The organism is Micromonospora sp. NPDC049171, assembly GCF_040648275.1.
GTDB lineage: Bacteria > Actinomycetota > Actinomycetes > Mycobacteriales > Micromonosporaceae > Micromonospora.
This window is the reverse complement of record NZ_JBEZDJ010000001.1, coordinates 287151-313114: the sequence shown is the minus strand read 5'-3', so window position 1 is coordinate 313114 and position 25964 is coordinate 287151. Positions and strand designations below refer to the sequence as shown.

General features: G+C 72.3%; 21 protein-coding genes. 10 read left to right on the top strand and 11 right to left on the bottom strand.

The annotated features are described in order from the left end of the window. Positions 1-13 precede the first annotated feature (13 nt). Positions 14-1924, top strand: a complete 1911-nt coding sequence (locus AB0B14_RS01200) for an ABC transporter ATP-binding protein (RefSeq protein WP_357520478.1) — start codon at positions 14-16, stop codon at positions 1922-1924. 85 nt (positions 1925-2009) lie between these two features. On the opposite strand, the gene AB0B14_RS01195 is transcribed toward AB0B14_RS01200, so the two are convergent. Together AB0B14_RS01195 and AB0B14_RS01190 are read right to left on the bottom strand one after the other, a co-directional pair. Further along, entirely contained in the window at positions 2010-2549 is a 540-nt protein-coding gene (locus AB0B14_RS01195) for a PepSY domain-containing protein (RefSeq protein WP_357520476.1), read from the bottom strand. 150 nt (positions 2550-2699) lie between these two features. Continuing rightward, positions 2700-3179: a GNAT family N-acetyltransferase gene (locus tag AB0B14_RS01190; RefSeq protein ID WP_357520474.1), complete on the bottom strand. Its 480-nt coding sequence runs from the start codon at positions 3177-3179 to the stop codon at positions 2700-2702. 70 nt (positions 3180-3249) lie between these two features. On the opposite strand from AB0B14_RS01190, the gene AB0B14_RS01185 reads away from it, so the two are divergent. Continuing rightward, entirely contained in the window at positions 3250-4131 is an 882-nt protein-coding gene (locus AB0B14_RS01185; protein WP_357520472.1) for a LysR substrate-binding domain-containing protein, read from the top strand. A 4-nt stretch (positions 4132-4135) separates the two neighbouring features. Here AB0B14_RS01185 and AB0B14_RS01180 read toward each other — a convergent pair whose 3' ends face one another. From AB0B14_RS01180 to AB0B14_RS01165, 4 genes are all read right to left on the bottom strand, one after another. Then, on the bottom strand, positions 4136-4690 hold the full coding sequence (locus tag AB0B14_RS01180; protein ID WP_357520470.1) for a DUF5872 domain-containing protein: 555 nt from the start codon (positions 4688-4690) through the stop codon (positions 4136-4138). 28 nt (positions 4691-4718) lie between these two features. Next, positions 4719-6008, bottom strand: coding sequence for a HAMP domain-containing sensor histidine kinase (locus AB0B14_RS01175; protein ID WP_357520468.1), 1290 nt, complete (start codon positions 6006-6008; stop codon positions 4719-4721). Further along, entirely contained in the window at positions 6005-6700 is a 696-nt protein-coding gene (locus AB0B14_RS01170; protein WP_357520466.1) for a response regulator transcription factor, read from the bottom strand. The genes AB0B14_RS01175 and AB0B14_RS01170 overlap by 4 nt, the downstream gene beginning before the upstream one ends. A 270-nt stretch (positions 6701-6970) precedes the next feature. After that, a complete protein-coding gene (locus AB0B14_RS01165; protein WP_357520464.1) occupies positions 6971-7783 on the bottom strand; it encodes a hypothetical protein in 813 nt (270 codons plus the stop codon). A gap of 53 nt (positions 7784-7836) precedes the next feature. On the opposite strand from AB0B14_RS01165, the gene AB0B14_RS01160 reads away from it, so the two are divergent. Further along, entirely contained in the window at positions 7837-8313 is a 477-nt protein-coding gene (locus AB0B14_RS01160) for a septum formation initiator (RefSeq protein WP_357520462.1), read from the top strand. 411 nt (positions 8314-8724) lie between these two features. Here AB0B14_RS01160 and AB0B14_RS01155 read toward each other — a convergent pair whose 3' ends face one another. Both AB0B14_RS01155 and rpsD read right to left on the bottom strand, forming a co-directional pair. After that, positions 8725-12654 carry a ThuA domain-containing protein gene (locus AB0B14_RS01155; RefSeq protein WP_357520460.1) on the bottom strand — a complete coding sequence of 1310 codons (3930 nt, stop codon included), beginning with the start codon at positions 12652-12654 and terminating at the stop codon, positions 8725-8727. 239 nt (positions 12655-12893) lie between these two features. Further along, positions 12894-13502 carry a 30S ribosomal protein S4 gene (gene rpsD, locus AB0B14_RS01150; protein WP_357064267.1) on the bottom strand — a complete coding sequence of 203 codons (609 nt, stop codon included), beginning with the start codon at positions 13500-13502 and terminating at the stop codon, positions 12894-12896. A 110-nt stretch (positions 13503-13612) separates the two neighbouring features. On the opposite strand from rpsD, the gene AB0B14_RS01145 reads away from it, so the two are divergent. Continuing rightward, positions 13613-14272, top strand: coding sequence for a DUF2470 domain-containing protein (locus AB0B14_RS01145; RefSeq protein WP_357520882.1), 660 nt, complete (start codon positions 13613-13615; stop codon positions 14270-14272). Between the two features lie 137 nt (positions 14273-14409). Then, positions 14410-14700: a DUF1540 domain-containing protein gene (locus AB0B14_RS01140; protein WP_357064269.1), complete on the top strand. Its 291-nt coding sequence runs from the start codon at positions 14410-14412 to the stop codon at positions 14698-14700. 51 nt (positions 14701-14751) lie between these two features. Here AB0B14_RS01140 and AB0B14_RS01135 read toward each other — a convergent pair whose 3' ends face one another. From AB0B14_RS01135 to AB0B14_RS01125, 3 genes are all read right to left on the bottom strand, one after another. Then, positions 14752-16212 (bottom strand): hypothetical protein, encoded by a 1461-nt coding sequence (locus tag AB0B14_RS01135; protein ID WP_357064271.1) that lies wholly within the window; start codon positions 16210-16212, stop codon positions 14752-14754. After that, positions 16209-18062: a dynamin family protein gene (locus AB0B14_RS01130; protein ID WP_357520880.1), complete on the bottom strand. Its 1854-nt coding sequence runs from the start codon at positions 18060-18062 to the stop codon at positions 16209-16211. The genes AB0B14_RS01135 and AB0B14_RS01130 overlap by 4 nt, the downstream gene beginning before the upstream one ends. A gap of 115 nt (positions 18063-18177) precedes the next feature. Next, positions 18178-19065 carry an IniB N-terminal domain-containing protein gene (locus AB0B14_RS01125; protein ID WP_357520458.1) on the bottom strand — a complete coding sequence of 296 codons (888 nt, stop codon included), beginning with the start codon at positions 19063-19065 and terminating at the stop codon, positions 18178-18180. Positions 19066-19362: 297 nt separating this feature from the next. On the opposite strand from AB0B14_RS01125, the gene AB0B14_RS01120 reads away from it, so the two are divergent. Genes AB0B14_RS01120 through AB0B14_RS01100 form a run of 5 tightly spaced genes read left to right on the top strand, consistent with a single transcriptional unit; the run spans position 19363 to position 25962 of the window. Beyond that, positions 19363-20619, top strand: coding sequence for an Hsp70 family protein (locus tag AB0B14_RS01120; protein ID WP_357520456.1), 1257 nt, complete (start codon positions 19363-19365; stop codon positions 20617-20619). 5 nt (positions 20620-20624) lie between these two features. After that, the gene (locus AB0B14_RS01115; protein ID WP_357520454.1) at positions 20625-23189 is read left to right on the top strand and encodes a LuxR C-terminal-related transcriptional regulator; all 2565 of its coding nucleotides are present in this window, start codon (positions 20625-20627) and stop codon (positions 23187-23189) included. Between the two features lie 43 nt (positions 23190-23232). Further along, positions 23233-25158 (top strand): nitrate- and nitrite sensing domain-containing protein, encoded by a 1926-nt coding sequence (locus tag AB0B14_RS01110; protein ID WP_357520452.1) that lies wholly within the window; start codon positions 23233-23235, stop codon positions 25156-25158. Further along, positions 25155-25604: a roadblock/LC7 domain-containing protein gene (locus AB0B14_RS01105; RefSeq protein ID WP_357064285.1), complete on the top strand. Its 450-nt coding sequence runs from the start codon at positions 25155-25157 to the stop codon at positions 25602-25604. The genes AB0B14_RS01110 and AB0B14_RS01105 overlap by 4 nt, the downstream gene beginning before the upstream one ends. Beyond that, positions 25582-25962: a DUF742 domain-containing protein gene (locus AB0B14_RS01100; protein WP_357520450.1), complete on the top strand. Its 381-nt coding sequence runs from the start codon at positions 25582-25584 to the stop codon at positions 25960-25962. Before AB0B14_RS01105 ends, AB0B14_RS01100 begins: the two co-directional genes overlap by 23 nt. The last annotated feature ends 2 nt before the right edge of the window (positions 25963-25964 follow it).

Genomic DNA, 25964 nt, shown 5'->3' with positions numbered 1-25964 from the left:
TCGGAGGTAGGGCATGAGTATGGAATTTACCGCGTGGACGTCTCTGCACCACGCGATGAACGCGCAGGAGCAACGACCGCTGTCCCGTGTCACCCTGAAGCGCATCGCGGGGTTCGCACGGCCGCACCGGGCCCTGATCATCAGGTTCCTGCTGTTGAGCGTGGTGACGGCGGTTCTCACGGTGGCGGCACCGGTCCTCGCCGGGCGGGTGGTGGAGGCGATCGTCGACGGCGCCGACAGCGGCGTCGTGATCCGGTTGGCGGTGTTGATCGCCGTGATCGCCCTGGCCGAAGCCGGCCTGGGTCTGGTGACGCGGTTCCTGTCCGCCAGCATCGGTGAGGGGCTCATCGTCGCGCTGCGGACGGCCGTCTTCGACCACGTCCAACGCATGCCGGTGGCGTTCTTCACCCGGACGCGCACCGGTGCGCTGGTCAGCCGCCTGAACAACGACGTGATCGGCGCGCAGCGGGCCTTCAGCGACACCCTGTCCGGGGTTGTCGGCAACACTGTCACCCTGGCGCTGACGCTTGCGGTGATGCTCAGCTTCTCGTGGCAGATCACGGTGCTGGTGCTCGTGCTGCTACCCGTCTTCGTCCTCCCGGCGCGTCGGATGGGTTCGAAGCTCGCCCAGTTGCAGCGTGAGGCGGCCGAGCACAACGCGGCCATGAGCACACGGATGACCGAACGTTTCTCCGCGCCCGGCGCGACCCTGGTCAAGCTGTACGGACGGCCGGCCGAGGAGTCAGCCGAGTTCGCGGCACGGGCGAGTCGGGTGCGGGACATCGGCATCCGTGCCGCCATGCTCCAGTGGGTCTTCATCACCGCGCTCACCGTCGTCGGCTCGCTGGCGCTGGCCCTGGTCTATGGGCTGGGTGGTCTCTACGCTCTCCGGGGCAGCCTCGACGCCGGGACCGTGGTCGCCCTCGCTCTGCTGCTGTCGCGCCTCTACGCGCCGTTGACCTCGCTGGCCAGCGCTCGGGTGGAGGTGATGAGCGCGCTGGTGAGCTTCGAGCGGGTCTTCGAGATTCTCGACCTCAAGCCGCTGATCCTCGACCGGCCCGACGCGCGCCCGCTGCCCGACGGGCCGGTCGCGGTGGAGTTCGACAAGGTGCGGTTCGGCTACCCCTCGGCGGACAGGGTGTCGCTCGCGTCCCTGGAGGACGTGGTGAAGCTCGACGCCCGCGGCGGCGAGGAGGTGCTGCACGGGGTGTCGTTCCGCGCCGAGGCGGGGCAGATGGTCGCCCTCGTCGGCTCCTCCGGGGCGGGCAAGTCGACGATCGCGCAGCTCGTCCCCCGCCTGTACGACGTCGAGGACGGCGCGGTGACGCTCGCCGACGTCGACGTACGCGACCTGTCGGCCGAGTCGATCCGGACGGCGCTGGGCGTGGTCACCCAGGACGGGCATCTCTTCCACGAGAGCATCCGCGCCAACCTGGCGTTCGCTCAGCCGGACGCCACGGAGGAGGAGATGTGGGAGGTGCTTCAGCGGGCCCGCCTCGACGACCTGATCCGCTCCCTGCCCGACGGGCTGGACACCGTCGTCGGTGAACGCGGGTACCGGCTGTCGGGCGGGGAACGGCAACGGCTCACCATCGCGCGGCTACTGCTGGCCCGTCCACGCGTGGTCATCCTCGACGAGGCCACCGCGCACCTCGACTCCACCTCCGAGGCCGCGGTTCAGGACGCCCTCGCCGAAGCCCTGACCGGCCGGACGAGTGTGGTCATCGCGCACCGGCTCTCCACCATCCGTGCGGCAGACCAGATCCTCGTCGTCGAGGACGGCCGGATCGTCGAGCGTGGACGGCACGGCGACCTGCTCGCCGCCGGTGGCCGGTACCAGGAGTTGTACCGCACCCAGTTCGACCAGGACCAGCCGACGGACCAGGACCAGCCGACGGTCCAGGGGCAACGCGTCGGCATCTGAGGTCGCCGCACCGGGCGCCCTCTCCACGACGCGAGCCGCCGCCCGCCCTGGGGGATCCCCCAGGGCGGGCGGCGGCAGCGGACGGTCAGTCGTTGTCGTTGTCGTCGTCCTTGTCATCGTCGTCGTTGTCATCGGCGTCGTCGTCGGCGTCGTTGTCGTCATCGCCGTCGACCGGCTCCTGCTCGGCCTTGACCACCGAGCCGTTGTCCCGATCGACGTCCACCTCGTGCTCGGTGTCGCCCGCGACGATCTCGACGCTCCATACCGGCCGGCCGTTCTCCTGCTCGGCCTCCACCTCGACGATCTGGCCGCCACCGGCGTTGGCGAGCGCGATCTCACCGGCGCGCTTCTCGTCGACCGAGCTGCCCGCCGGAGCGGTGCCGGTGGACGGGGTACCGCTCGACGGCGTGCCCGATCCGGGGCCGGCCGACGGCGTACCGCTGCTGGTCGCCGGAGCGGCGCTGCCCTCCGGCGCGTCCGTGGCCGTCGGTGCGACGGTGGCCGCGGCGAGTGCCGTGCCGCTGGTGCGCCTGTCGTTCGCTGCGTCGACGCCGAGTGCGACCCCGGCCACCGCCAGCACCGCCGACCCGCCGACCGTCGCCAGAAGCAGGTTGGTGCGCTTCATCGTGGTGTCCACCTTTCCTCGGATGTCAACTCCTAAGTTGTCGACTCCGAGGATCCGCTGAACGGGGATAGCACCGCGCTGTCCGAACGCTAAGGCCGGGTTAAGCCGGCGATGGTGTCGACCCTGCGGCCGGGCCCTCGGCCTGGCCGGTCAGAGCGCCATCTTCATGAAGACGTCGGCGCGGGCGTACGGCGGCAGCGGGATCTGATCCGGACTCACGTGCTGGAAACCGGTGGCCTCGTAGAGGTGCACCGCGTTCGCGAGCCTGGTGTTGCTGCCCAGGAACAGGGTGGTCGCGCCGAGCTCGCGGGCGCGCGCGATCGCCGCCTCGATGAGCTGGCGGCCGAGGCCCTTGCCGCGCGCCGCCGGGACCACAGTCATCTTCGACAGTTCGAAGACGTCGTCTGAGCTGCGGACCAGGGCGACACAGCCGATGATCTCCCCGCCGTCGCGGACGATCAGCACGTCGCCACCCGGGTCGACGATGGCGGTGAACGGGTCGTTGAGCGTCTTGCGGTCCGACTCCTCGATGGTGAAGAAGTGGGCGATCCATTCCTCGTTCAGCGTCCGGAAGGCCTCGGCCTCGGCGGCGGTCGTCATGGACGTGATGGTCAGCGTGCTCGGGTTCATGGTGGGATTCTCCGGCCACCGCCATTCGAACGTCCAATATCTTGTTCAGGGTCATCCGTATTCTTGAGGTATGGAACCCGAGTTGCGCCACCTGCGCTACTTCGTCGCGGTCGCCGAGGAGCTCCACTTCGGCCGGGCCGCGGTGCGGCTGCGGATGGCCCAGCCCCCGCTGTCGCAGCAGATCCGCCAGCTTGAGGCGATGATCGGCACGCCGCTGTTCGTGCGTACCTCCCGGTCGGTGGCGCTGACGCCCGCGGGCGAGGCGTACCTCGACCGGTGCCGGCGGGTGCTGGCCACCGTGGCCGACGACGTGCACGAGGCGGGTCGGATCGGGCGCGGGGAGCAGGGGCGCTTCGACATCGGTTTCGTCAGTTCGGCGATCCAGCTCGGGCTGGCCGGGCCGATCCGTCGATTCCGCGAGCGCTATCCGGCCGTGCACCTACGCCTGCACGAGGCGTACACGGCGGACATCGTCGACCGGTTGCGGAACGGCGAGGTCGATCTCGGCGTGGTTCGGGACCCGGACGACCACGACGACCTGGTCGGCACCCCGTTCGCCACCGAGTCCTTCGTCGCCGTCCTGCCGGCCGATCACCCGCACGCGGGAGACCTCGCGATCGACGCCGCGGTGCTGCGCGACGACCCGTTCGTCTTCTTCCCCCGGGTGGCCGGCGAGCGGGCCTACCAGCGCAATCTCCGGCCGTGCCTGGAAGCCGGCTACACACCGAACATCGTCCAGGACGCCACCAGTTGGGCCACGGTGGCGCACCTGGTCGCGGCCGGCCTCGGGGTGACGATCACCCCGGCGAGCGTCTCCGCCGTGGTGCCCGCCTCGGTGGGAGTGCTGCCGTTGACCGGCACCGAGGCCACCACCGAGGTGCAGATCCTGCGCCGCCGACAGGACGACCGGATCACCGCGACGGGCTTCGAGGCCACCGGTCGGGCTCCCTGACGGGTCAGCCGCGCCGGTTGAGCTCGGCCTCAAGCCGCTGGACGAGCGTCTTGCGGTCCTTGCCGGCGTGCTCGTTGCGCAGCGCGGTCCTGAGCTGGCGGGTGTCGAGGCCACGGACCAGCTTGGCGGCCTCGGCGACCGACATCTCCGACATCCGACCGGCGGTGGTGGCATCTCGACGCGCTCGCTTGGCCGGTCCGGTGTTGCCGACGTACTGCCTGCCGGACCGGGAGGCTTCGCGCTTCTTGGTGTCGGTCGCGCGCTTCTGGCTGTCCGACATCTCGTCCCACGCCTTCTTGGGCAGGTAACGACTCGTCGTGTCGCCCTTGCGGGCGCGGGTGTCGCCCTCCTTCGTCTGCCACTTCTCGTTGCCCCAGCGCTGGAGCGACTTCTGCCGCTCGTCCTTTTCGCCCAGGAATCCCCCGCCGCGCTTCTTGTACTCCTGTGTGACCAGCTGTGACTTACGCGCCGACCACTGCCCCGGCCGACCACCCTTGTCCGAAGCCTTGATCTCTTCCTTGATCTGCTCTCTGAGCTCGGGTTTCGTATACCGCGCCATAGCTGGCAGCTACCCGGCGCCGCAGCGCCTATGCCTCCCGCTGCGACGTCGGTGGGCCGAGCCGCAGCAGCACCCGTGCCCCGCCCGTCGGGTCGGTGCGCAACTCCAGGCGGCCACCGCCGGCCTGCGCGGCGCGCCGGGCGATGTCCAGGCCGAGGCCCGTCGACCCGGCCGCGCTGGCGCCCCGCCGGACCGCCCCGACCGGCATCCCCGGCCCCTCGTCGGCAACGGTGAGGACCACCTCCCCCGCGTCGCGGCCGAGGTGGACGGCGAACGGCGTCCCGTCCGGGGTGTGCGCGAAGACGTTGCCGAGCAGGGCGTCCACGGCCGCCGCCAGGTCGTCGGCGGGCACACCCACCGGCAGCGGGCCGGGCACCAGGTCGAGCGTGACGGCCCGGCCGGTGTCCTCGGCCAGCACCGACCAGAACGCGACCCGGTCGGCGACGATCGCCGCCGCGTCCGAGGCGGCCGGCCGCGCCGTCGGTGAGTGACGCCACCGGGCCTGCCGGATCAGCCCGGTGACCGCGCGTTCGAGACCGTCGGCCGCGGCGGTGATCCGGGCGGCGTCCTCCGGGTCGCGCAACGACTCCGCCTCCAGCCGCAACGCCGTCAACGGGGTACGCAGCCGGTGCGACAGGTCGGCGACCTGTTCGCGTTCCTGCACCAGGAGCACCTGGATGCGGGTGGCGAGGTGGTTGAGCGCACCGGCCACCTCGCGCAGCTCGGCCGGGCCGGCCGGGGTGACCCGGGCGTCCAGCTCGGCGTTGGCCAGCCGGTGCGACACGGCGGAGAGGTCGCTGATCGGCCGGACCAGGGTACGGGCCAGCCGGTCGGCGACCAACAGACCGAACAGCACCAGCAGCACACCGAGCAGGGCCAGCACCAGCCAGGCCCGGGTGACCCCGGCGGTCAGCTCGTCGCGCGGCACCACGATCCGGATCACCCCGGTCCCGTCCGCCCGACCCTGCACGGCGATGACCACCTCCCGGCCGGCCGCCGACTCCCCGGTGAGGCTCTGCCCGCGCGCGGCCAGGGCCACCGCCGGCGTACGGGGGGTCTGCGCGCCGAGCACCGACCCGTCCGGCAGGAAGACACTCACCGGTCGCCCGGATTCCGCGGCGAGTTGCTCGACGGTGAGCCGGATCGTCGCCCCGTCGGCGGTGCCGACCACCGGCACCAGGCTCTGCGCGTCGGCGGTGGCCGCGACGGTGGCCCGGTCCTCGGCGACGGTGCGGACCAGCAGCGCCAGCGGCACCAGGAAGGCGATGAGGGTGAGCACGCTGACCGCGGCGACCAGCAGCGCGAGCCGGACCCTCACGGTTGCGCCGCCGGTGCCTCGAGACGCACACCGACCCCGCGCACGGTGTGCAGGTAGCGCGGCTGGTGGGCGTTCTCCCCCAGCTTGCGGCGCAGCCAGGACAGGTGCACGTCGACGGTCTTGTCGGCGCCGCCGTACGGGATCTGCCAGACCTCGGTGAGCAGCTCCCGTTTGGTCACCACCTGGCCGGGGCGGCCGGCCAGGTGGTGCAGCAGGTCGAACTCGCGCGGCGTCAACTCGACAGCCGTCCCGTCCAGGGTGACCTGCCGGGACCGGGGGTCGACGCGTAGCCCGCCCACGACGAGCGACGGGTCCTGCCCGTCCGCGCCGGCCGGGCCCCGCCGCAGCACCGCCCGGGCGCGGGCGTCGAGCTGCGCGGCGGTGAACGGCTTGACCAGGTAGTCGTCGGCGCCCGCGTCGAGCACCCGGACGATCTCCGCCTCGTCGTCGCGGGCGGTGGCCACGATGACCGGCACGGAGCTGACCGCGCGCAGCATCCGCAGCAGCTCACGGCCGTCCAGGTCGGGCAGGCCCAGGTCGAGCACGACGAGGTCGGGCCGGTCCTCCAGGGCGTCACGGAGACCGGCCATCGCGGTCGAGGCGGCGGCCACCGCGTGCCCGCGTTCCCGCAACGCCCGGATCAGCGGCGTGCGGATCGTCAGGTCGTCCTCGATGAGCAGTAGACGCGGCACACCTGGCAGGCTAGCGGCTCACCGCCTAGGACCACGCGATCTCGCCGTGCCGGTCGACGAAGCGGCCCGAGCCGTGTCCCGGCCCTTCGGTGGCGAGGGTGACGCGGCAGCGAAGAGGCCATGCGGGCGATCATCGATGCCGGGCTGGGAGAGCAGCGGGCGGAGGCGCTCACGCGGGACCACGGCCGCCAGTACGGCCGATGCCCGTCGCGGGGCGGCCAACGCTCTACGCGGACTACAACGGCTGGCCGCTCGACCGACAGCCGATCTTCAGCCCGCAGCCGATTCCCCGGTCCGTCCGGAATCGGCTGCGGGCGGAATTGGCGATGGGTGCCCGGGGCCAGCGATAGACCACGATCCCAGTGACGGCGGGGGCTTGTGCCTGTCGAGCATGTCCTTGAGCCAAGCGTCAAGTTCGGCGTATCGAATCGCATCCCATCTGTCGGACAAATCCATCTCGTCTTCCGCCAAGGTTCTGACATCGAGGAGCGCTTCGCGGATCATCCAGAGCGGGATAGTGCATCGGTTGGTGCTGAAAACCGCCCGGCCGGAGCCCAGCGCGAAGACGACCTGAAATGGAGACTCGGTCACTCGATGGTGATCCATCTCGCGAAGGCAGCTGGCGATGGGTACCCATACCGTTTCGGCGTGATGCCCTTCAAGCTTGATAGGGAAGTCGGGGCCATCCGTGCCTTCCATCGTGAACTTGGGCCACGGCCGGCCGATGAAGCCAAAGGAAGCCCCGCGTAGCTGCACTGCGCCGTATCCCTCGTTGATGATCGTGGCCGCCAGGACGCCGACCTCACGCCCGCTCTTCAGCTTGCGATGGGCGGTGTGGACGTAGGCCCTCACACGCGCGCCACCCCGTCGGTAGGTCAGCACCGACACCAGCAGGCTCGCTCCCGCCACAACGAGGGCTCCGATTGACAGCACGACCGCCAGGGATCCACCGTTCGCCATGGAGACAGCCTGGCAGGCCAGCACCACTGGCGACACGCTCGATCGGCCGGCTTGACGGCATGGCTCGTAGGTCCGGTCGGCGATGCGTCTGCTGCGCGAGCGCGGACTGGTCGTGACGTTCACCGGTCGAGGGTTCACATGTGCCGGCAACACCCTGGATCGGGGATAGTCGGGGCATGAGCCGTCGTTCGGTCCTCGTCGCCGCCGGGTGGGTGGCCACGGTCGCCGTGGCCACCCTGATCGGGCTGGGTGCGATCCGGTTAGTCGGGGAGAGCATCACCGGCACTCCGGGCGGAGTACGCAGCGAGGCGGAGATCGAACGGGCGCTCGCCTCGCCGGCGCCGGAGCCGGAGCTGGTGCCGACCGCCGCGACGGGCACCGGCTCGGCCGCTGCGGGCACGACCGGCGCCGCACCGAGCGCCAGCCCTGGCGTCCGTCGGGGGTTCGCCACCGACGGCGGCACGGCCGTGGCCGAGTGCGGCCCTGACGGTGTACGCCTCGTCTCCTGGGCGCCCGCGCAGGGCTACCGGGTCCGGGACGTGGACCGGGGCCCGGACGACGACGTCGAGGTCACGTTCGCGGGGCCGACCCGCGAGTACGAGTTGAAGGTGCGCTGCATCGGCTCGGAGCCGGTGGCCGTCGCCGACGACTAAGCCGCGCGTCGACGCCTTGCCGCGCGCCGCTCACAACCCAGCGGCCCGTCGAACCACGCGCAGGGCCGCACCATGATCAGGTGATGAGGAGTAGTTCAACGCCGTTGCGTTAGGTGGAACGGCTGTTCGTCGACCAGCACTGCCTCGCCGATCATGCAGTTGTGGTGGGTAACAGAACGCCCGTAAAACCCCCAAAGTCGGCACCACAACTCCATGATCGCCAAGCCGGGCCCAACCCGCTCCCCGATCGGGCACTTCCTGTCCCGGGTTGACCCGCCGGGCTACAGCCCTAACGCAACGGTGTTGAGGAGTAGTTGTCAGGCGGCCAGCGTTACTACTGAGCAGCACGTGATCGAGGGGAGTCCGCCCCCACCGCCCAATCCGAGGGTGGGGGCGGACTCAGGTGGTGGTTCAGCTGGTGTACGCCTCCACCTCCCAGAGCGAGTGGCCGTAGCCGGTGCCCCGGGCGGTGCCGTAGATCCGCAGGTAGCGACCGTTGGCGGCGAGCCCGGTGTGCTCGTCCACGCCGCCGTCGGCCCCGGTCACCGTCTTCGCGGTGGTCCAGGTGGTGCCGTCGTTCGAGGTCTGGATCTGGTACGCGCTGCTGTAGGCCGCCTCCCAGCTCAGCTTGACCCGTCCGATCGCGGTGGGGCTGCCGAGGTCCACCCGGATCCACTGCGGGTCGGAGAACGTGCTCGACCAGCGGGTGGTGAGGCTGCCGTCGACCGCCTGGGCACCGGACACGTCGGCGCCCTCGGTGCTGGACGTCGACGTGGGCTTGTTCAGCAGCAGGTTGCCGCCGGTCGGGCTCCCGGTGCCGCCGTACACCTCGAACTCGAACAGTGAGTAGCCCCAGGCGGTGCCCCGGGTGGTGCCGAGCAGCCGGATGTAGCGGCCGGAGCCGGTCAGCCCGGTCAGGTCGTCCACCCCGCCGTCGCCGCCGGTCACCGTCCGGATCGTGGTGAAGGTGACACCGTCCGGTGAGGTCTGGATCTGGTACCCGCTGCCGTACGCCGCCTCCCAGGTCAGCTTGACCCGGTTGATGGCGTACGAGGCACCCAGGTCCACGTCGATCCACTGCGGGTCACCGAACGCGCTGCCCCAGCGGGTGCCGGCCGCCCCGTCGAACGCGTTCGCCGCGGTGAACGCGCCCTCGAAGCTGGACGCGCGGGCCGGCTTGCCGCGCGCCAGGTTGGCACTCGGCTCGGGGTCCGGGTCCGGGCCGGGTCCTCCGGGGCTGCCGGAGAGGGTGAACTCGTCAATGTCGAACCACGGGCCGGTGCCCTTGAAGACCAGGAACAGGGTCCGGGTGCCGGTGGGGGCGGTGACCCCGCCGGTGACCGTGGCGAAATTGGCGTACCCGCCGGTGGGCACGACGGTGGCCGAGCCGACGAGCGGCCCGGTCGGCGAGTCGACCCGCAGTTCGAGGGTGCCGCCCCCGCCGGCCGGTGCGCCGACCCGGGCGCTGAACGACTGGACGCCGGTCAGGTTGTACGGGCGGAACGAGATCCAGTCATTGTTGTCGATGTAGCCGACTGCCGCGCCGCCGTGTCCGGCCGCCCCGGCGACGACCTGGACGCCGGACGAGTCACCGAAGTGCTCGGCCTGACGGACCCGCGGTTGCAGCACGGCCTGGGTGTGCGTGGTCAGCGCCGGTTGGCCGCCGCCGCCCAGGTCGGTGTACTCGGCGTCGATGATGCCGAAGATGTTCGCCGCCGTGTCGTGCTCACCGTCGGCCGAGGTCTGGATGACCCCGGAGCAGCCCTGCGCGCTGCCGAGCTGGTGGCCGTGCGAGTCGTGGCCGAGCACGTAGTTCACCTTCACCCGGGCGCAGCTGATCGCACCGTCCTGGGCGTCGGTGACTGTCACGCTGAACGGCACCGCGTCCCCGAAGCTGAAGGTCTGCCCGTTCAACGGGGTGTTCACGGTGACGACCGGGGCACTGTTGCCGACGGTGACGACAAGGCTCGCGGTGGCCGTCTTGCCGGTGCTGTCCCGGACCGTGAGCGTGGGGCTGCGGGTCCCGTTGGTGGTGTACGTGAAGCTCGGGTTCGCCGCGGTCGAGTCGGTGGTGCCGTTGTTGTCGAAGTCCCAGGCGTAGGTGAACGGGTCACCGTCCGGGTCGAGGGTGCCGGCCGAGGAGAAGGCCACGGTCAGCGGCGCGGTGCCACTGGTCGGGGTGGCGGAAACCTTGGCGACGGGCGCGCGGCCCTCGCGGGCGTACTCGATGCGGTAGAGCGCCGAGTTGGCGTCGCCGTTGAACCAGCCGGTGCCGTAGTCGAGCACGTAGAGCGCACCGTCCGGCCCGAACTCCAGGTCCATGACCTGGGTGCCGGTCCACGGGAACGGGTTGATCTTCAGTGGTTGGCCGGACGCGTCGAGCTTGATGTTCTTGATCCAGCGACGACCGAACTCACCGGCGAAGTAGGTCCCGTCGTAGTACTCCGGGAACGCCACGGGCGAGGTGTTGTTCCGGTCGTACCGGTAGACCGGGCCGCCCATCGGCGACAGGCCACCGCCGGTGAACTCCGGCGGCGAGCCGGAGCCGCCGTACGGCAACCAGGCCGGGATGGCCGGCGGCAGTTGGGTGATGCCGGTGTTGTTCGGCGAGTTGTTCACCGGCCCGCCCGCGCAGTCGAACTTCGCCCCGGACGGCCCGGACGGGAAGGTGTAGTCGTTGTAGGCGTCGTTGCGGGCGGTGCAGTACGGCCAGCCGTAGAAGCCGGGCCGGTCGATGCGGGCGAACTCCACGTTGCCCGCGGGCCCCCGGTTCGGGTCGGCGGTGCCCGCGTCGGGGCCGTAGTCACCGAGGTAGACGATGCCGGTGGCCTTGTCCACGCTCATCCGGAACGGGTTGCGGAAGCCCATCGCGTAGACCTCCGGTCGGGTCCGCGCGGTGCCCGGGGCGAACATGTTGCCGGCCGGAATGGTGTAGCCGCCGGCCGCGCTCGGCTTGATCCGGAGCACCTTGCCGCGCAGGTCGTTGCTGTTGGCCGAGGTGCGCTGCGCGTCGAACGCCGGGTTGCGCCCGGTCCGCTCGTCGATCGGGGTGAAGCCGGCCGAGTCGAACGGGTTGGTGTCGTCACCGGTGGACAGGTAGAGGTTGCCCGCCGCGTCGAAGTCCATGTCACCGCCGACGTGGCAGCACATGCCCCGGCTGGTGGGCACGTTGAGGATCAGCGTCTCGCTGGCCAGGTTGATGGTGTTGTCCGCGTTCACGGTGAACCGGGCCAGCCGGTTGACGCCGTCCCAGACGGCGAACTGGGCCGGTGTGCCCTCGGCGGGCGCGCCGCCGCCGGGGGTGCTCAGTGGCGGGGCGAAGTACGCGTACACCCAGCGGTTGGTGGCGAAGTTCGGGTCCGCCTTGATGCCCTGTAGGCCCTCCTCGTCTCCGGTGTAGACCGGCAGGGTGGCGGCGACCTTGGTGTTGCCGGCGGCGTCGGTGTGCCGGATCACGCCGTCGCGGGAGGTGTGCAGCACACCCCGGTCCGGCAGGACGGTGAGGCTCATCGGCTCGCCGGTCTCGGCCGCGCCCCTGGCCAGCTCCACCTGTTGGAAGCTGCTGGTGGCGGTGGGGCCGCAGTCGGCGTCGACCGCCCCGGCGGCGGTCTGGATGCCGCCGAGCAGGTGTTGCCGGAAGGCCGCCTCGGTGTACGAGGCGTCGGTGTGCCCGAGGCCCGTGTACCAGGCTCGACCGCCGGAGTAGTTCTGGCACCAGGAGATCGGGTGGTCGGCACCCATGCTCCCGCCGGTGTAGGTGCTCTCGTCTAGCGTGGCCAGCACGTGCGCGGTGCCCCGGGGGTTGGTGCGGTAGTTGTACAGCTCGTCGAACCGGCTCCACCGCTGCGGCAACGTCGCGGTGGACGGGTGCACCTGGTCGGCGACCTTGACGGTGGCGGTCTGCTCGGCCGGGTGCGCGGCGAAGTACGCCCCGACCAGCCCGCCGTACCAGGGCCAGTCGTACTCGGTGTCCGAGGCGGCGTGCACGCCCACGTAGCCGCCCCCGCCGGTGATGTAGCGCTCGAACGCGGCCTGCTGGGCGGCGTTGAGCACGTCGCCGGTGGTGGACAGCCAGATGACCGCGGCGAACCGGTCCAGGTTGGCGTCGGTGAACTGGGCGGCGTCCTCGGTGGCCTCGACGGTGAAGCCGTTGGCGGCGCCGAGCTGCTGGATGGCGGTGATGCCCGGGGTGATGGATCCGTGTCGGAAGCCGGCGGTCTTGCTGAACACCAGCACGGTGAACGGTGCGGCGCTGGCCGTGGGTGGCACGGCGACGATGCCGCCGGCCACGAGGATCGCGCTCAGCGCGACGCCGAACCACGATCTCAGGGATCTGCGCACGATTGTCCTTTCGCGGTGCGAGGACGGCGTGCGCCGATCACGCCTGGCGGTGGAGTGAGGTATGTGCATGCATCGTTGCGGCCGGATCCCGGCGCGTCAAGCACTCTTCCACCATCCGTGAGAGCGTTATCTCCGCAGGTCAGGAGCGACTGCCCGAAGCAAGATCAGATAACCGTTTTCCGGCCCGCGGGTGGGGCCCCGCCGCGCTCGGGCCCCTCCCCACGGCCAGTCGCCGGACGTCAGCGCGAGTAGTACTCGACGACGAGTTGCTCGTCGCAGACGACCGGGACCTCCGACCGCTGCGGCAGGCGGGTCAGTCGCGCCGTCAGGCCCGACAGGCTGACCTCGAGATAGGGGGCCGGACGTTCCGAGGCGTGCGCCCCCGCCGCCGCGACGACGAACGGCGCCTTGCCCCGGCTGCGTTCCGCCACGGCGATGACGTCGCCGGGCCGCAGCCGCGCGGACGGTCGGTCCACGCGCCGGCCGTTCACCGTGACGTGCTGGTGGGTGACGACCTGACGGGCCTGGTAGATGGTGCGGGCGAACCCGGCGCGCAGCACCAGCGCGTCCAACCGGCTCTCCAACTCGACGATCAACTCCTCGCCGGTCTTGCCCGAGCGGCGCACGGCCCGGTCGAACGCGCGCCGAAGCTGGCCCTCGTGCAGGTCGTACTGCGCCTTGAGGCGCTGCTTCTCCAGCAGTCGGACCTTGTAGTCGCTGGTGGTGCGTCGAGCGCGGCCGTGCTGGCCGGGCGGGAACGGTCGGCGTTCGAAGTAGCGCACGCACTTCGGGGTCAGCGCGATGCCCAGAGCGCGGGAACGCCTGACCTTGGGACGGGTCTGATTCATCAGTCACCTCTCAAGTAAGGTAAGGCTAACCTTATTAGGAGATGATCGCCGTGAGCAACCCCTCGACCAGCACGGACACCACCGACGACGCGGGCGTCCGACTCCGCTCGATGCTCGCCGCCGCCGACTCCCTCACCCTGCGCATCCCCGGGATCGAGGCGTACGTCGCCGGACGGCACGTGGTGACCGGCGACGGGCGGCTGCGGATCGACCTACCGGCCGGCTGCCACCTGACCCACCACCTCGGGCAGCAGCGGGAGACAGTGGCGATGGTCGAGGTGACCGACCTGGCGCCCACCCCGGTCCGCAACCGGGTACGCGGGCGCGGCACGCTCACCGGCTGGCTGGCGACCGAGACCGTCCCGACCGACAGTGATCAGGAGCTGGTGACGATCCTCGACCTCGCCACCGCCGAGCTGACCGCCGATGGCCGCACCACCTCCGTCGACCCGGACGCCTTCGTGGCCGCCCGGCCCGACCCACTGGCCACCGCCGAGGCCGACCTGCTGTGCCACCTCGACCACCATCACCCGCAGACCGTCGACCGGCTGTGCCAGCTCATACCTGCCCACCACCTGCAGGGTGTCCGCCAGGTCCGACCGGTCCGCCTGGACCGGCACGGCGTCGTGCTCCGGCTGGAGCTGGCCCGGGGCGACCGGGACGTCCGGCTGCGGTTCGGGGCGCCGGTGCGGCATCCCGACCACCTCGGCGACCAGATCGAGGCGCTGCTCCGCCAGGCGCACGGTTGCCGAAGCCGACGCGCTCGCTGACTGACCGATGCCGATCAGTGTGGTTAGGGAAGGCTCGCCTATGCGAAATCTCCCCGAAAGAGCCAGCTGATGGGGAGTTGTCCCGTCGAAGCCGGGTACTGAGCTTGCCAGGCACACCGACGGAAGCGAGATCGCTGATGACCGACATGCTGGAGATGCCGCGGGTACACGAGTGCACCGTCACCGACTGCGGCTACAACCACGATGGCTGCCACGCGTTCGCCATCACCATCGGGCAGCAGAACGCCACCTGCGCGACGTTCATCGACACCTCGACCAAGGGCGGGTTGGACCGCGTCATCGCCCAGGTCGGCGCCTGCAAGCGCAGCGACTGCCAACACAACGCCGAGTTGGAGTGTCACGCACCGTCCATTCGGGTGGGCCCGGGGCAGGACATCGCCGACTGCCAGACGTACCAACCGCGCTGAGCCCGGCGCGGACACCGGTGGGGACGGCCTCCGGGCCGCCCCCACCGCGCGTCAGCGACCGCCCGCGACCAGCTCGGCGATCATCCCCTCGCAGCTGCGGACGACGACCTGGGCCCCGCGCCGCTGTGCCAGCGGAAGCAGGGAATCCTCGGCCCGGTCCCGCCACCGCCACTGCGCGTCGGCGGCGACCTCCCAGAGCCGCTGCACGGTCGCCTCGTGCTCGACGCCCAGTCGGGCCGCGAGGCCCACCCCGTTGCCCCCGACCAGCCGCTGCGCCTCGGCGGCCAACTCCGCGTCGAAGCCGAGCCGGGTGCTGCGCAGCGCGACAAGCAGGCGTAGCTCCCGGAACTCGTGTGCACCGGCGAGGATCCGCTCGATGGCGCCGGCCAGCTCCGCGGACCCACGGGTGGGCTCGGCCCGCAACAACGTCTCGACCGCGGCCAGCGCGGACCGGGCCTTGAGGGCGTCGGCGCGGTCGATGAAACAGCGGGTCACCGACTCGCGCAGCTCGGTGAGACCGCTGCGCCGAATGAGCTCGGCGGAGAGTTTCACCCGGCTGTCGAACCCGCTGCGCACCAGTGTGGTCGCCAGCCGGACGCCAAAGACGCCGAACCGGTCCAGCAGCGCGGCGCGCACCTCGGTTTCCAGCCGTACCGGCAGCTCACCGTGCAGGAAACGGTCGGCGGAGAGCAGGTGGGCGTCCAACTCCGCCCTGGGCACCTGGGCGATGGCCGCGAGCGCGGCGAAGTCCGACTCGCCGAGCATCCGGCCGGCCAGGCCGAGCATCCCGCTGCACGCCACCACGTTCACGCTGAGCGCACCGACCCGTGGATCGCGGTAGTGCCGACGAGCGAGCTGACGGGCGGTGAGCAGGCCGTCGATCCGGCCTCCGCCGATCTCGTCCGCCCGGGACAGCACCATGATCACATTGACCGGTGCGGTCTGCCCGACCACGCTGTCCCGGCCGGACTCCAGCACCCGCAGGTCACTGTCGCGCGCGTCGCGGGTCAGATACAGCACCGCGTCCGCGTCCCGAAACACCCGCTCCAACACCGGCGCCCGGCCCTGCTCCACGCCGCCGGTGACCGCCGGGGTGTCGATAAGCGTGACCTGCCGCAGCGCCCGCGTCGGCCACCGCACCACGATGTCGCGGACGTCCCCCGCGCCCCAGCCCAGATCCACCCGCAGGCCGGTCGCCGACTTGACCACCGTCAACTCCTGCGGCGGCTGACCGGCCGGATAGGCGGTCGCGCGGGGCTCGGCGCCGTCCTCGTACCAGGTGAACGCCCCGTCTGCCCTCTCGACCGGCGCGACCTCCTCCCCCATCAGCGCGTTGAGCACCGTCGACTTGCCCGATCGCCACGGGCCGGCAACCGCGATCCGCAGCGGTTGCTCCAGACGGGCGACCTGGTGTCGCAACTGCCCGACGGCCCGGGGGTTGTCCTGGTAGAGGTCGATGGCCTGGTGCAGCAACCCCCAGGCCGCCTCGTCGAGGCGCTGCCCCACCGTCATGCCTGCGGCTCCAACCGCAGCGGGGCGGAACGCGTGCCCGTCAACTGCTGGGCCTGCTCGTGGAGTGCGGCCAACCGGGTCATCTTCAGCCGGATCTCGCGCTGCCGCTGCTCGCGCAGCGAGGCATCGGTGTCCGCCTCCTGCTTGGCGCTGCGGAACGACTGGACGATCGCCTCCTGAAGCTCCTCGGTCAGGCCCGTGAAGTGGTCCCGCAGCATCCGCTGCACCTGCCGGGCGGCGTCGCGGCAGTCGCGGATCATCCGGACGAAGAAGTCGTCGACATGTCGCTGGATGGCCGTCTTGACTGTCGCCTGCCGGCGACGGAGCAACTGCTTGCTCTCGTCGCGGATGCTCTTGCCGCCGAACAGCGCCCCGATCCCCACCGAGACCGGGTTGATCATCGGCATGCCGGCCAGGGTGGTCGCCAGACCGAACATCAGCATCCCGCCGTAGGAGCCCTTCATGCCGGTGAACAGCTTCTGGCTCGCGGTGAACCTGTCGATCGTCGGCATCTGCAACTCGGGCAGCCGCTCCCCGAGGTCCTCCGGCATCGTCATCGACCAGGGCGGCAGCACGTCGTAGCCGTACCTGTTGAAGTTGGCGGCCACCCGGCGGGCGATCCAGTCGCAGCGCTGGACCAGCCACTCGTGGTTGGCCTCCGCGGCCTCCACCAGGCTCCGCTCCAGCCAGTCGTGGAAGGTGTCCCAGGCGACGAGCGGATCGGCGGTGTCGAACGCCTCGTCGACCGTCCGCAGGATCTGTCGGGTCCGGTCGCGCAGGTCGTACTCGATGTCGGACAGCAGGTCGCCGATCTCGTCGTTCAGCGTGTTCTGCCACCGGGTGGAGCACCGGCGCAGCTCGTCGACCTCACGCTGCGCGGCGTGCAGCCGGGAGATCGGCCCGGACTGCTCCTCGGCCTCCTGGGTCGCCAGCTCGGCGCGCAGCGGCGCGGCCAACTGCTCCACCACCGTCCGAGCCACCGTCTGCACCGAGGCCCTGGCCAGGTGGTCGGCCTTGCCGGCCAGGTCCCGCTGTAGTCGGGCGATCAGCGCGGGGAAGCCGGACTCGGCGTTGAGGCCCCGGTCGTCGGCACCGGCGGCGCGCAGGCGCAGCGTCGCCGAGACCGGGATCAGCGTCGCCGGGATGCCGGCTTCGGCCAGGTGCTGCCGGTTGCGCTCGGCGACCGCGCGCCAGTCCGCCACCAGATCCGTCTTGCTCTGCACCACCACCACGTTGGGGTGCGAGCGCACCACGTGCAGCAGCATGTTGAGTTCGGCGACCGACAGGTCCCGGGTGGAGTCGGAGACCAGCAGCACGGTGTCGGCGCGGGCGGGAGCGGCGACCGAGGCGGTGCCACCGATGCCGGCGACCTCGTCGGTGCCGGGAGTGTCCACCAGCACCAGCCCGGCGCCGAGCAGGGCGCGGGGCACCCCGATCTCGACGTACGCGGGACCGCCGCCCGGCTGTCGTCCGACCATGCCGGCCACGCTCTGGGCGACCTGGTCGAGCGCCACCGGGGTCCGCTCGACGGCCACCGCGAGCGCGGTGCCGGCGGGACCGCCGCGGGCGGGTGGCGCCTGCGCGACAGCGGCGGACGGGGCCTCGGCATGCTGCACCACCGTCGGGAGGACTGTCGTGCGGCCGTCGCCGACCGGGCAGGCCGGGGCGTTGATGATCGCGTTGATCAACTGACTCTTGCCCTGGTTCGGTTCACCGATGACCAGGACGCGCAGCGTCGGGTTCAGCAGTTGGGCACGCTTCTGCCGGACCGTCTGGAGCAGGTCGCCACGACCGTGTGCACTGCACGTGCGGGCGATGTCGTCCAGCACGTCCAACCAGATCCCGGCCATCACCGCACCAAGTGTGCGGATTTCGGCTCAATTATCAAGAGGTTCCGGAACTGGAACCGGAGAGGGCCGGATCGCCCGAGACGATCCGACCCTCCGCTCCGACCGGAGAACCGGGTCAGAGCAGGCCGCCGGTGAGACCCAGCAGCCCGTGATCGGACGAGGCGTGCGAGTCGCCGCCGAGCACACCATCGGTGGCCCCGCCGGTCACGTCACCGACCGTGCCGGTGACACCGGGGAGGAGGCTGTCCACCTGGTGCGTCACGCCGCCCACCGTCGACTGCACGTCGAGCGGCGGGACCACACCGCCGACGACACCGTCGCCGTGCCCGAGGCCCAGCCCACCAAGGGTGTCGTCGACACCGAGGGAGCTGACGACCCCGCCGATCTGGCCGTGGGCGCCGGGGAGGACGCCACCGACCAGGTCGCCGCCGATCAGGTTCGGGTCGGTGCCACCGAGCAGACCGCTCGCGTCACCGACGGTGCCGGTGACGTCGCCGATCACCGGGTCCGCGATCGCGTCCACCGGCTGCACCACGTCGGCGTCCAGGGTGTACGCCACATCGGAGACGCCGGCGAAGTCGGTGTCGAGGCCGGACGGACCGATGCCCAGGCCGATCCCCGGCAGCACGGTGACCCCGGCGGCGGCCGTCGACGAGTCCACCGCGATGGCGCCGAGCACGCCGGCCTTGATGTCCACGCCGGTGGGGGACGTCGTCACGCTGATCTGCTGCGCCACGCTCTGCAACTGACCCACCACGTCTGTGGCGTCGGTGAGCAGCGGGTCCAGCCCGAGCTGCCCGACCGGCGAGGCCAACGGCGCGAGGCCCGCCCCCGGCGCGTAGTCGACGACGAGCGGCACGACGTCCTGCACGTCCGCCGCGGTGATGTCGGTGAGACCCGCGCCCCGCAGCGCGCCCTCGGGGTCGAGGTCGAAGGCCGACCGCGCGTCCGGGTTCGTCAGCAGGTCGAGCACGAAGTCGTGGAGGGTCTGGTGCGAGTCCATGTGCCGGGTTCTCCTCGGATGTGGCGTCGGCGGGTGTCGTACGTCGACAGTGACGCTAGGGCCGGGGGCGCACCCCGGGCATCGGGGCTCAGCCCGCATCCGGCCCGGTTGAACTAGGGACTCCGCCACCTCGTACGTTAGGGGGACAGGGGGAAACCGTCCCGGCGAGATTAGGGTCCCGACCAGGGGCTGATCTCTGGTACGAACGTAGGAGCCCGCGGGGTTCGCCGGGGGTGGGTCGTCGAGAGCACCGACACCATCGCCACCGACCGGCAACTCACGGGGGGAGAAGAGACGATGGCGTACGTCCTGGGGATAGACATCGGGAGCACCAACACCGCCGCCGCGGTCGCACGGCGAAACGGCGCGAGGTGGACCCGCCCCGAGGCGGTCCCGCTGCACGTCGACTCCCCTGTCGTACCGTCGGTGCTGTGCCTGTCCGAGGACGGCTCGCTGCACGTCGGCGAGCCCGCGACCGACGACGGCAGCCGCACCACCCGGGACTTCGTCCACCGGATCGGTGACGACGTGCCGCTGCTGCTGGGTGGCGAGGCGTGCACACCGCAGACGCTGACCGCGGAGCTCGCGGCGTGGGTGGTGGACCGGGTGCACGCCCTGGAGGGCGGCCCGGCCGAGGCCGTCGTGCTGAGCCACCCGGCGGGGTGGCGCCCCTACCGGCGAGAGGTGCTGCACCGGGCCCTGTCGGCGTTCGGCCTGCGGCACGTGACGTTGCTGCCGCGCACGGTCACGGTGGCCGAGAGCCATGCCGCCCGCGGGTTCGCGGGCACCACTGCCGTCGTCTACGCCCTGGGTGGCAACAGCTTCGAGGCCGCCCTGGTGCGTCGCACCGCCCACGGCACGTACGAGACGTTCGGCACGCCGCAGGGTCTCGACTCGGTTGGCGGCGCCGACTTCGACGAGGCCCTGGCCGGGCACACCCGTGCGGTGCTGGCCCGGGAGTTGGCCAGCACCGCCCGTCGCGGCACCCAGGCCGCGCTGCGCGGGTTGCGTGCGGAGTGTGACCGGGTCAAGCGGGTGCTGACCGTCGACCTGGCGGCCGACGTGGTGTTGGCCCTGCCGGCCGGCCCGGCACGGATCCCGGTGACCCGGGTGCAGTTCGAGCACATGATCCGCCCGCTGGTGCAGGCCACCGTCGACCTGCTGCTGCGGGCCGTGCGCAGCGCCGACCTGACGCCGGCGCAGCTCGACGGCGTCCTGCTGGCGGGAGGTTCGACCCGCGTTCCGCTCGTCACCGAGCTGATCAGCGCGGCCCTCCCGGTGCCGGTCGAGGTCGAACCGGACTCGCAACTGACCGCCGCCGCCGGGGCGGCACTGGCCGCCGTCCAGGTGGTGTCGCCGCGCCCGCGCCCGCCGGCACCGGCCCGCGACCCGGTACGCGGCACCGGTCGGGCCACCATCCCGGCACCGCACCGCCCCCACCACGACACCGTCCCGGGCGATCCGCCACCGCGGCCCCCGGTCCGGGTCCTCCCACTGGATCTGCCGAAACCGTCCCGCCTGGCGCTGGCCCGCGGCCGGGGACGCGAAGGATGACCCCAATGATCATGAACGACATCGCCGCACCTGGGCTGACCCTGGACAAGGGGCCACAGGCCCTGCTGGACCGGGTCACGCAGGACCCGACCGGCCCACTGGCCGTCGGCATCGCCGGCCCGGGCGGTCACGGAAAGACCGCGCTGCTCGCCGAGCTGGCGCGGATCCACAAGCGGGCCGGGAGCGCCGTCCACACGGGCGCCCCGGAGCCCGGCGCGCCTGTCGACCCGGACGCGCTGGTGCTCGTCGACGACGCGCACCTGCTCGACGACGCACGGGTCGAGGTGCTCCTGGGTCTGCTCGCCACCCACCGGCACCGCCTGGTGGTCGCCCATCGCCCGTGGCCCCGGTCGGCGGCGCTCAGCGAGCTTGTCGACGCCCTCCGACGGGACGGGCAGGCCGTGCTCCTCACGCCGTTCACCCGGGAGCAGACCGCCAGCTACCTCGCCGCCGCGCCGGAGTTGGGCCGCCGCGACGACCTGGTCGACTTCGTCCACACGCAGACCGCCGGCGTCCCCCGGGACGTCGAACGGCTGGTCCGCGGCCTGGCCGGCGCGGAGCCCCAGACCGGCACGGTGGTCCACCCGCCCCGGTCCGTCCTCGGGGAGTTCGGTCCGGACCTGGACGTGCAGCCCACCGCCGTCCGGCGGCTGCTGCTCGCCGTCGCGGCCGGCGGGGCGCTGCCGGCGAGCATGCTCACCGCGCTCCTGGGCGGGGACCCGGCGGCAGTGGACGAGGTGATCGCGACGACCCGGGCGGCCGGGCTGCTCGGCGCCGACGGCCGGCTCACGCCGATCGTCCGACGGGCCGTCACGACCCTCAGCCCCACCACCGACCGGAGCGCGGTCTGGCGCCGGCTCACCGAGTTGCAGCTCGCGCGGGGCGGCGCGGTGCTGCCGCTGGTCCGTTCCCTGCTCGCGGTCGGCGCGCTCGGCGACTGCCCGGCCCCGACACTGGCCGCCGCGGCGGGTGAGGCCCTGGCCGACGAGCCGGCGTTCGCCGCCGAGCTGTTCGCCGCCGCTACCGCCGCCGGGCAGCCGGCCAGCGCCCGACAGGCGCTCGCCGCCGCGCTCGCCGGCAACCTCGACGACGCCCTGCGGCTGGCGGACCGACTGCTGGCCACCGCCGCCCCGCCCGACCGCTCCGCGGCGGCAGTGGTGGCCGCGACCGCCCTGGCGCACCGTGGTCACATCGGCCGCAGCGTGGAGCTGTACCGGTGGTCGGGCACCGCCTCGGCGCTGGCCTTCGCCATCGTCGGCGGGCTCGCCACCGGAAATCCGGACGCCGCCGCCGGTTCGCCGGCCAGCGACCCGGCGGGCGAACCGCCGACCCTGCACGCCAGCGCCGCCCGACTGATGGCCGACGGGGTACGCGAGAGCGTGAGCGGCCCGCCGACCGTCGCCCTCTCCACCCTCGTGCAGGCCGCCGCACTCCTCGAACCGGACGGCCGGGCGGCCCTGCTACCGGACAGCCCGGCGGCGCTCGCCGCGCTGACGGCGGTGCACTGCGGTGAGCTGGAGATCGCCGAGCAGGTGCTGCACCGGGCCCTGGGTGCCGGTGTCGGTGGCCCGCTGCTGGCTCGCCGGCACCGGCTGTTGCAGGCCTGGATCCTGATGGTGCGGGGCGAGACGCGGGCCGCGACCGAGCACCTCGCCGCGGTGACGCTCGACGGGCGGCAGTTGGAGTCACGCGACCTGCTCTTCGCCGCCGCGATCCGGATGGGTGTGGGCCGCCGCAACAGCGACATCGGGGCACTGAAGCGTGGCTGGGGGCAGGCGCTGGAGGCGGTGGTCCGGCACCCCGTCGACCTGTTCACGCTCCTGCCGCTGGGTGAGTTGGCCATCGCCGGCGCGCGCCTCGGTGACCTGGCCCGACTCGAACCGTACCTGCGGGAGGCACGGGCCCTGCTCGGCCGCCTCGACAACCCACCACTGTGGAGTGTGCCGCTGCACTGGAGCGGCCTGCACGCCGCGATCCTCACCGGCGCGCCGGCCGTCGCCGACGACCACGTGGCGGCTCTGCTGGCCGCGGCTGACCACAGCCGGTACGCCGCAGTGGTCGCCGCCGCCGCGGAGTGCTGGGTGGAGGTGCTCCGGGGCGTCGTCGACCCGGCCCGGGTGGAGGCCGCCGCCCGCGCGCTGCACGACACCGGGCTGTGCTGGGACGGTGCTCGACTCGCCGGCCAGGCCGCCATCCGCACCGCGGACCGGCGGGCCATGACCAGCCTGCTGGAGTGCGCCCGGGCGTTGCAGGGGCGACCACCCGGCGGCCACGGGGAGCAGGCACCGACGAGCACCGAGAGCGCCGCACGGGTCGCCGGCCCCACCCAGCAGGGGCTCAGCGACCGGGAGTACGAGGTCGCCGAGCTGGTCCTGGCCGGGCTGACCTACCGCGAGATCGGCGACCGACTCTTCATCTCGGCCAAGACCGTGGAGCACCACGTCGCGCGGATGCGCAACCGGCTGAACTGCGCCAACCGCGCCGAGTTGCTGGCCCTGCTGCGCACCCTCGTCGCCGACCGGGCCAGCGACACGGCCGGGCAACCGTGGCCGCAGCGGACGACGCGATGAGGGGCCCGCGCGGCGGACGTTCCCGCACCGAGCGGAGCGGGGCGTGACGCGGGACGAGGTCCGGCTGCTGCGGACCAGGCTTGTCGTACTGGCCGCCGTGCTTGTCACGCTCTGGTCGTACACGGCCTACCTGACCAGCCAGGACGCCATCGACCTGCTGCGCGTGCGGGCTCTGGCGGACACGCTGGGCCAGCCCGTCGACCGGCTGATCCTCAGCCTACAGACCGAGCGCCGGGCCAGTGCCGAGACGATCGCCGGGGCCGGGTCGACGCCGACCCCGCTGGGCGGGGCGCGCGCGGGCACCGACCGGGCCGCCGCCGAGCTCCGCGAGTTCACCGAGGGCCACGACATCCGGCTGCTCAGCGCGGGCGAGGTGCGCGACCGGGCCGACGAGTTGGTCCGCCGGCTCGACGGCCTGAGCACGATCCGGTCCCAGTTGGACGCCGGGCAACTCGACCAGGCCGCGGCCATCGACGGGTACGACCAGGTCATCGACGTCGCCTTCCGGGTGTACGGCCCGGAGTGGGGCGCGTACGAGAGTGCGCTGGCCGCCGACACCCGTGCGGTGATCGCGCTGGCCCGCGCCCGGGAGTTGCTGGCGCGGGAGGACACCCTGGTCAGCGCGGCCCTGACGGCGGGGCGGCTCGGTGTCGACGATCGACGCCGACTGACCGCGCTCGTCGACAACCAGCGGTTCGCGCGCGCCGAGGCGGCGGCCGGGCTGCCCGCCGACGGCCCCGGTGCGCACCAGCGGATCGCCACCGGCCCCGAGTTCGCGGGGCTGATCGCCCTGGAGGACCGGCTGGTGCGGGCGGACACCGCCAACGCCCTGGCCGGGATCACCATCCCGGGCTGGCGGGCCGCCGCGGACACCGCCCTCGGCGCACTGCAGGCACTGGTGACGAGCACCGCCCGCAGCAGCGTCGAGCGGGCCACGCCGGGTGCCGCGGTGCTCGTCGCGCGTACCGGCGCGGTGGTGGGGTTGGGCCTCATCGTCGTGCTCGTGCTCCTGTTGAGCTGGGTGCGCACCGTCCGACGGCTGGCCGACGAGCTGACCCGGCCGGTCGTGCACCCGCCGGCCCCGCCCCCGGAGGTCGTGGCACCGCCCACCGGCCCCGACCGGGAGCTGTTCCTGCGGGTCACCCGACGCAACCAGGTCCTGCTGCGCGACCAGCTCAACCTGCTGGACGGGATGCAGCGCCGGGAGCGGTCCGCCGAGGAGAGCACCGAGCTGTTCCAACTCGACCACCTGACCACCCGGGTCCGCCGCAACGTGGAGAAGCTGATCGCCCTGGCCGGCGCGACGCCCGCGCGCCGCTGGCGGCGCTCGGTGCCGCTGCTCGACGTCGCCCGCGGTGCCGTCGCCGAGGTGCCGGACTACCACCGGGTCCTGATCGCGCCGCACTGGCCGTGGTCGCTGGCGGGCCCGGCCGTCACGGACGTCGTCCACCTGCTGGCGGAGCTGATCGAGAACGCCCTCGCCTTCTCGCCGGCGGACAGCACCGTCCGGGTCAGCGGCGAGCACCGACCGCAGGGGTGCGCCGTCCTGGTCGTCGACGACGGGCCCGGCCTGGACGTCACCGCACTGGCCGACGCCAACCACCTGCTCGGCGACCCGCCGGCCACCCCACCCGCGGGCCCCACCGGCCTGTACACCGTCGCCGTGCTGGCCGAGCGTTGTGGGGCGCACGTCTCGCTGCGTCCCAGCCGGCGCGGTGGGACGGCGGCGATCGTGCTCCTGCCGGCCCGACTTGTCACGGTCGGCGACACCGTCCGGCGCACGTCCACCGCGCCACCCGCCACCCCGTACCCGCCGGCGCACAACGGCACCGGCCCGCCCGAGCCCAACGGCGACGGCGCGCTGCCGACGCGGGTCCGCCAGAGCGGGCCCACCGGCCCCGAACACGGCAGGGCCAGCCTCGACACTGTCGAGATGCCGGTCGCCAGAGCAGCGAGGAGACACCCATGACCCCTGCAGTGGTCACCGACGACGGCCTGACCGGTGCCCTGGACCGCCTGGTCGACCGAGTGCCCGGCGCGGAGTTCGCCGTCGTGCTCTCCCCGGACGGGCTGGCGCTCGGCGGCTCCCGGCGGGTGGAGGGCAAGCTGGCCGAGCAGATCTCCGGCGTGGTCGCCGGTCTGATCGCGTTGGGGCTGGCCGCCACCCGCACCTGCGACGCGGGCGCTCTGCGTCAGGTCGTGGTGCAGATGGCGCGGACGTTCCTGTTCGTCGCCACCATCCCGAACGGGACCATCCTCACCGTGCGGATCGCCGGTGACGACGTCATGGTCGGCGACATGGCGTACGAGGTGGCGCTCTTCGTGGGGCAGGCCGAGCGGCACCTGCCGATCACACTGGGGCCGGCCTCCTCGGCGACGATCGGGGACACTGGTGCACAGCACCGGCACCGCTGACGAGGCGTGGTACGACGACGACGCGGGCCCGGTCGCCCGGCCGTACACGATGACCGGCGGGCGGACCTCGCCCGCGCACGGTCAGTTCGACCTGATCTCACTTGTCGTCGCCCGGCGGGCCGGCACGCCGTCCACACCGCTCTTCCCCGAACAGGCGCGGATCGTCGAGCTGTGTCACCATCCGGTGTCGGTCGCGGAGGTCGGCGCCGAGTTGGACCTCCCACTGGGGACCGTCCGGGTGCTGCTCGGCGACCTGCTCGCGGCCGGGCTGATCGAGACGCACGACCCGCCGATGTTGTCGGAGTTGCCGACCGAGGATCTGCTCGAGGCGATACTCGTCGGGCTCCGCGACCTGTGACC

What these genes read in the sequence shown, in the direction of transcription:
- AB0B14_RS01105 (WP_357064285.1), top strand. Translation starts at nt 25,155, where the DNA reads ATGACCCCTGCAGTGGTCACCGACGACGGCCTGACCGGTGCCCTGGAC.
- AB0B14_RS01195 (WP_357520476.1), bottom strand. Translation starts at nt 2,549, where the DNA reads ATGAAGCGCACCAACCTGCTTCTGGCGACGGTCGGCGGGTCGGCGGTG.
- AB0B14_RS01180 (WP_357520470.1), bottom strand. Translation starts at nt 4,690, where the DNA reads ATGGCGCGGTATACGAAACCCGAGCTCAGAGAGCAGATCAAGGAAGAG.
- rpsD (WP_357064267.1), bottom strand. Translation starts at nt 13,502, where the DNA reads ATGAATCAGACCCGTCCCAAGGTCAGGCGTTCCCGCGCTCTGGGCATC.
- AB0B14_RS01120 (WP_357520456.1), top strand. Translation starts at nt 19,363, where the DNA reads ATGGCGTACGTCCTGGGGATAGACATCGGGAGCACCAACACCGCCGCC.
- AB0B14_RS01115 (WP_357520454.1), top strand. Translation starts at nt 20,625, where the DNA reads ATGATCATGAACGACATCGCCGCACCTGGGCTGACCCTGGACAAGGGG.
- AB0B14_RS01135 (WP_357064271.1), bottom strand. Translation starts at nt 16,212, where the DNA reads ATGACGGTGGGGCAGCGCCTCGACGAGGCGGCCTGGGGGTTGCTGCAC.
- AB0B14_RS01185 (WP_357520472.1), top strand. Translation starts at nt 3,250, where the DNA reads ATGGAACCCGAGTTGCGCCACCTGCGCTACTTCGTCGCGGTCGCCGAG.
- AB0B14_RS01140 (WP_357064269.1), top strand. Translation starts at nt 14,410, where the DNA reads ATGACCGACATGCTGGAGATGCCGCGGGTACACGAGTGCACCGTCACC.
- AB0B14_RS01125 (WP_357520458.1), bottom strand. Translation starts at nt 19,065, where the DNA reads ATGGACTCGCACCAGACCCTCCACGACTTCGTGCTCGACCTGCTGACG.
- AB0B14_RS01145 (WP_357520882.1), top strand. Translation starts at nt 13,613, where the DNA reads ATGCTCGCCGCCGCCGACTCCCTCACCCTGCGCATCCCCGGGATCGAG.
- AB0B14_RS01160 (WP_357520462.1), top strand. Translation starts at nt 7,837, where the DNA reads ATGAGCCGTCGTTCGGTCCTCGTCGCCGCCGGGTGGGTGGCCACGGTC.
- AB0B14_RS01130 (WP_357520880.1), bottom strand. Translation starts at nt 18,062, where the DNA reads ATGGCCGGGATCTGGTTGGACGTGCTGGACGACATCGCCCGCACGTGC.
- AB0B14_RS01190 (WP_357520474.1), bottom strand. Translation starts at nt 3,179, where the DNA reads ATGAACCCGAGCACGCTGACCATCACGTCCATGACGACCGCCGCCGAG.
- AB0B14_RS01200 (WP_357520478.1), top strand. Translation starts at nt 14, where the DNA reads ATGAGTATGGAATTTACCGCGTGGACGTCTCTGCACCACGCGATGAAC.